The sequence below is a fragment of the Gammaproteobacteria bacterium genome, assembly GCA_009845905.1.
GTDB lineage: Bacteria > Pseudomonadota > Gammaproteobacteria > Steroidobacterales > Foliamicaceae > Foliamicus.
The window spans coordinates 1-6,180 of the sequence record VXYS01000001.1 but is presented as its reverse complement, the minus strand read 5'-3'; the positions used below and the strand labels follow the sequence as shown (position 1 = coordinate 6,180).

General features: G+C 40.9%; 6 protein-coding genes. All 6 read left to right on the top strand.

From position 1 onward, the window contains the following. The first annotated feature begins 825 nt into the window (after nucleotides 1-825). Nucleotides 826-1,737 (top strand): hypothetical protein, encoded by a 912-nt coding sequence (locus F4036_00030; protein MYK36129.1) that lies wholly within the window; start codon nucleotides 826-828, stop codon nucleotides 1,735-1,737. After that, on the top strand, nucleotides 1,738-2,097 hold the full coding sequence (locus F4036_00025; protein MYK36128.1) for a hypothetical protein: 360 nt from the start codon (nucleotides 1,738-1,740) through the stop codon (nucleotides 2,095-2,097). Beyond that, a complete protein-coding gene (locus F4036_00020; protein ID MYK36127.1) occupies nucleotides 2,097-2,396 on the top strand; it encodes a hypothetical protein in 300 nt (99 codons plus the stop codon). Before F4036_00025 ends, F4036_00020 begins: the two co-directional genes overlap by 1 nt. Next, the gene (locus F4036_00015) at nucleotides 2,389-3,855 is read left to right on the top strand and encodes a hypothetical protein (protein MYK36126.1); all 1,467 of its coding nucleotides are present in this window, start codon (nucleotides 2,389-2,391) and stop codon (nucleotides 3,853-3,855) included. The genes F4036_00020 and F4036_00015 overlap by 8 nt, the downstream gene beginning before the upstream one ends. A gap of 471 nt (nucleotides 3,856-4,326) precedes the next feature. Further along, the gene (locus F4036_00010) at nucleotides 4,327-5,382 is read left to right on the top strand and encodes a hypothetical protein (GenBank protein MYK36125.1); all 1,056 of its coding nucleotides are present in this window, start codon (nucleotides 4,327-4,329) and stop codon (nucleotides 5,380-5,382) included. Continuing rightward, nucleotides 5,382-6,180: hypothetical protein (locus F4036_00005; protein ID MYK36124.1), on the top strand; the 799-nt coding region annotated here is incomplete at its 3' end. The genes F4036_00010 and F4036_00005, both read left to right, overlap by 1 nt.

Here is a 6,180-nt window from a genome sequence, read left to right as displayed (position 1 = left end):
TTAAAATCAGAAGTCCTTGAGTATTGGCTACGATCTATAGCAGTTGACGAAACAATGCAAGGTGATGGCAGTCCTGAGAGTCCGCTTGGGGTTGCTGCACCTGCGGACAATAATCCACCTGATGTTGATATTAGCATGTATCAGACCTTCGGTTCGTGGGCGTGGACATCCACGAGTGCTCCTGCAACGGGTCAGTTTTATGTAGAGTCTACAGAGCTCAAAATCTTTGAGACGGATTCTGACAGCACGGACAAAAGGACTGCACTTGATGACGTAGCGGTTGGTGATCGTTTCCAGTTCGGTGAACTGAATGCGTTTGAGGTGACTGCGGTTGGAGTTCGGAGTGGTAATGGTATCTGGACGTTCACTGGGAATTGGGCAGAAGTTTTTGATGTTGGTGATTTTGATGGGTCTTATAGTGTTCGCCACATCAAGAAGGCGAATGTCTTAGCTCGTAACAATGTTGTGCCGGGTAGATTTCTCAGGCTGAATGATGCTTTATTGCCAGTAGCGAATGATCCGGAAGATAGTATAGAACCGCTGTGGGAAGGTTCATTAGGTTCTGCTTCGGTAGAGACGGCAAACAATCTGAATGCTGGCAAAAAGTTCTCGGACTACACACATATCATCTTCAATTATTCGGGTTCAAATAAAAGAAACCTTTGGATTGTGCCTCGTAAACTATGGGATCAGCTCGGTTTTATAGAAGTGTCTAATAAAGACAATCATTTGACTGTGAGATATATCAACGACACATCTTTTGAAGTAGGTGTAGCGACCGGGACAATCTTACTTCGCAAGATTCAGGGTTATAGGGGTGTGTAGATGGCGACTAAGCTCTATATCAACTATGTCAGGTCAAACAAAGTTCCAGGTGTTATGGATATAGCCAAAATCCATGTCATTGAAGATAGACATCTTAAAATAAGCCCTGACACGGGTGGTCAAATTGCTTCACGGGATTTTGATTTTAGAAGTTCACCTGTTTCAGAAGGCAGTCAAGTGTCACCGAATGGATATGCCGACATCATATATCGCTATCTCGTGGACGAAGATGATTTACATCTTTGGATTGCGGTAGGTGTTCCGACTAATACAGTTTTACCAAAACCTGATTATCAGGAAATAGAGTATAGTGCTGCTGCTACTGTGTTCTTAGCATCAGGTGAAACAGATACGGTTGAAGAGGCAGTAATACCGACCCCTGATTGGGTGCCAGGCGTGTTAACAGACGCAGATAAAAAAGAAAGAGTAAAAGGCAAATTAGATAAATGGCGAGAACAGGTAAAGCATTGGTTAAGAGAAGCACCGATCTACGCAACGTTAGTGAGAGATATTTACACACATTTAGGGTTCTGGTTGCGATCTGCGGATTATACTATAAAAGTTTTGTGGGATGAAAAAGTCGCTGGCACTACTACTTATGACTGGTCTGTGCTTGAAGCGATCATTGATGAAGCGATAAAAGGACCGACAACATTAGACCCTGATGGTGATGGTGCATATAACGCTGAATTCTTTATGAACCTAAATTCAGCAATATCCAGTTTTCCCAATGGTCCTACTTTTGGTGCGTTGTGGGTAAACTGGTATGCATTAACAAGCACTTCAACTTCATCAGATGTTGACAGAATTCACGTGATTACAGATATACTCACCCATGCAGATATGAGTTCTCGAATAAAAGCTAACATGCCAGATGGTTACAATCCGACATTAGAATACTGGGAGACATAAATGCCAAACGAAAATTTAATTCCAATTCAGTTCAGTATTGTAGAAACTTCTGATCCGAGTATCACGATAGATGGAGATAATAGTGTTGAGATATACATTGGTGAATCTATAGAGTTTGATGCCACATTTGAACGTGGGGGACCTCCCATCTCTGAAGCACAGCTCAGAAATTCGGAACTGCAATTATTCACAGATACTGATAGAACAGACAGACTTGGTGCTGATGACGAGAACGCCTACACACATGAGTTTAGAGAAATAAACATGGCTGAGGGAACGGCTAAAGTCAACATCACTGTCAATAGTGGTGTTGCTGCCAGAACTCTTTATGCATATCTACTTGTTGAGCAAGGCACGTAATGAGATTAGCGCGCATACCGATTGAATTACAATTGATATATCCTGTATTAACTTGTGAAATAGCGGTTTTGCAGCATAACACATTACTGATAAGTTTCAGTGAAAGAGTGCTGGATTTCAGTTTATCGGATATAACTATTACAGGTGGAACATTGACGAGTTTTATTGGAAATGGTAGAGATTTTTGTGTAGAAGTTGTCACAGACACGACAGCAGAAATATATGTGCCTGCGGGTGTATGTAGTAATGTGAATGATGTCTTAAACAATGAAAGTAATAGGTTGATTTACAATGCCTGATTATGTAGATGTTGTTAGATTAGATGTTAGAGCTGAAAGACGTCCTACCTTGAGCGTGCCAAACTTGGTATCTGTTTATGAAGGTCAGACGGTCAGCTTTGATATAACTGTGAATACAGGGTATCCAGTTTTAGACGATTTAAGACATCAACTTCTGGACTCGCAAGGTGTCGTCACTGAAGGTGGGAGTAATCCTGATGTGCAATATACTGAACCGAACTGGGATAATCAGAATGCGAATACGGTTGTAACGATACCCATTTCTGTGGTTGCCCCGACATTACCTGGTGATAGTCCGACTTTTGTAGATTGGTTCATAGACTTTGATATTATAGCAGGGTCATTTGCTTTTCAGGCGAGCACACGGGTGCGTGTATATCAATCCGTAACAGCGTCTATAAGTTTTCCTGAAAACTTATCAGCGTATGAATTGACAGATTTTTCAAATTCTGAGTTGATGTATAATGCAGGTTCACCCGTAGCAACACAAATCAGACATTCATTCCATAGTTCATTATCAAATGCGCGTTCAGGATCAAATCCGATCACCAGTAATAGACCTGGTGTTTCTATCAATCCAACGACACAAGAACTCGCAAATCTGGCAGGACAAGCTATACGTAATCGCTCTGGCACTTTACGATATAATACGGCTTTACCTTCTGTTTCAAGTGATACGAGGTGGTATGGCAGATTAGAAATCGTTCAGAATGGCGTTGTCGTTGATTCAACTGCGTATACACTCACTATACTCAATGCTGTTCAGCCGAGTATATCTGTCGTCAATGGTATTGGTGTGGAAGGCACTCGTGCTGTTTTCCCAATGCTTTATACATCAGGAGCACCTTTTGCTGACAGATTTAATCTGGTAGGCTTCTATAATACACAACAGGATGCTCAGAATAATAGAAACAGATTGACTTCTGCTGATGGCATACCTTCAAATGTATTATGGGGCCCTACTACGCCCGCACATAGCACAGGTCAGCAGTCAGGGGCCCTCTATATGGATCTGCCGTATGTATCTGCTGACAAGACGATTTGGGCGTTAGCCAGACTTGAACGTGATACAGGTGAAGGGTCATCTGAATTCTTCCAAACGACATTTTATATCACTATTCAAAATAGAGTGCCTGCTCAGATTGACGTGCAAGAGTATATTAGCATGGACGAAGATTCAACAACAATGATTATGTTCACTTATACGAGAGGTGTTCCCGCAGCACGCGGTTATGGTGTTTCTATTCATGAAAGTGAATCGGATGCGAACAACAATCGCAATCCTGTTATGGATTCAGATGACCCACGCATAACATTATCGGCTTACGATAATACAGGTAGTCAAACAGCACAAAAAACAGGCACAGCAACGATTGTAGCACCTGACATTGGTGATAATGATAGAAGTTGGTATCCGAGATTTTATATGGATCAAGATATTATAACACCGGATCCATAGAGAGGTGAGGTGTGATATATGTATGTTAGGGGACTAAAGCCCCCTAATTTTATTCTTAGTTTGATGGTTTTGGTTCGGGAGGATAGATTCTTTGGACATTGTCAGCAACTAAAATCGTGCGTTTTTTAACACTCATTTTGAATGCTGCGACATAACCGTTTTGTTGCATTTTGTCTAAATCTATAGATATGGGAGTATTGTTTTTACTGCGTTTCATAAGATATGCTCCTTTGCTTGAGATAAATAGTGCATAGCATACGGGGAGGTGTGTTATGCACAGCTCAAGCATATAAATTGAATGCGTTTTACGTATGGGATCGCATTGTCATTCCCAGCATTGTAACCCATATCATTTGGGTTGGTAGGACCTGCACCGAGTGGTGCAGATGATATGTCCTACCTAAACAATGCTATAAAAATGATACTACAATTGAAGGGTGTTTGTAAAGGAAAAAATAACTCTAAAGATCGATGCCAGATTTATTTGATGTTTCAAGACTTGATGTTAGAGCAAGTAACCCTCCGATTGTATGGGAAACTTTACCAGACTTGATATGGGAGGATTCTAATAGACGCCAAATACGCTCAAGAAATTATGTAAATGAGCCTCGTTCAGAAACAAGATTTAGACTTGCTTCAGGATATACACTTCCAGACGGATGGACATATAGAGGCGGGGGTGTATTGACATATAGTGCGATACTGGGTCAAACAATCCGTCTGAAGTTTACAGCTACACGCGCTAACGTGCCTGATGTTGATTCTAATGAGTTTTCTATTACACGGAGACATGCTTTCAGAGAGGATTTGATACCGAATAGGATTGTTACCGGCTTAGGTTTCAATCAATCCTCTCAAAAAGTGTATGTATTCAATCACACTGACGTGGGTATCAATCCGAGACAAGACTGGATAAATACTTTTAACCTTGAAGGTGATGAACAAGTAACTGAAAGTTTAGATGTGACAGCTGCGACACCGATTAGACCATCGGGTGGATGCTTTGACGGCACTAACTTCTGGTGGAGTGGCACTAATAATAGTCGTTCTGAATCATATCTTTCAAAGATAAATAGTTCTGGCACATTAGTGAGTGAATACACAATAACAGGTAACCCAATTGAGTTTGAATCATTGACTTTTGATGGCACTTATATTTGGGTTTTGGATTTACGCAATTATCAAATTCGTAAATTCAATACGAATGGCGTTGAACAGTCAGGAACAATAACGTTAGCACAAGCTCAACACACTGGAGACTACAATGGATATGATCTACCCTCTGGACAATTCGGTTTAGCTTACGCTGATGGACACTTTTGGATACCGCAAAATCATATATCCACAGAGAACTGGATATTTTGTTGTGACACTTCAGGAAATCGTGTCAGAAGCAGAGACGTAGAGACGGAGCATGCCATAGCAGGTGTGACTTATAATCCTACCACAGATAATCTCTGGTGGATTTATGATAGAACAGATGATCAAGGTGCTCGGTATGGCATCTTGCAAGCACAACAAATCTAATGATTATTAACTATTTTCGCAGAAGATCACTTCGTAAAAGAACTTACGATGTATTTGGCAAACAGCCTCACAAGGAGTTTATTATGATTCTAAAGAAAATGAGAACATATCTGTATTGCTTGTTAGTATTAGCGACTTTACTTCCATTGGCAATACTTATTACCGTTCACATGGTAAGGGCAGAACTTGCACGTGCAACCCTTGCATCAAAATCAACTTACAACAATCCATTCTCTTTAGCGAATGGTGAGTCTGTTGATATATCAATCACATGGAATAAGGACGTTAGTGGGCTTGAAAGGTCTGACTTGGATTTCAGTATTTTTGATGTTGATGGCAACGGTATTACATCAGACATCAGGAATGACAGGTCAATGCAAATGCCGTCTATTAGCAATTTTATTGAAATTGATAAGAGCAACTACCGAGTGAAGTTCACCGCACCTCACCAGTATTATGGTCGCATCAAGCAAGGAACTATCATATTGGGGTTTGCATACAAGGATGATAGTGTTATCGGAGAACCTTACGATAGCAACCTATTAGAGTTTACGTGGGGATACAAAGCAGAATGTAGTATCTTCGCAAGCCGTAGACATGTTGACAATGGTAAAACTGTTAGAGTTGCAATAATTTGGGACAGGAATGTAAGAGGTGTTAATTTAGAAGACATCACCGCCAGTGCTGGTGAAGTTTCTAACCTAACCGTCTTTGGCAGTTTTATGCAGGTAACCTTGACTGCCCCCGAAGAGGGACATGGTAGAATAGAATTATCTATACGAGAAGACGCATGCGTTG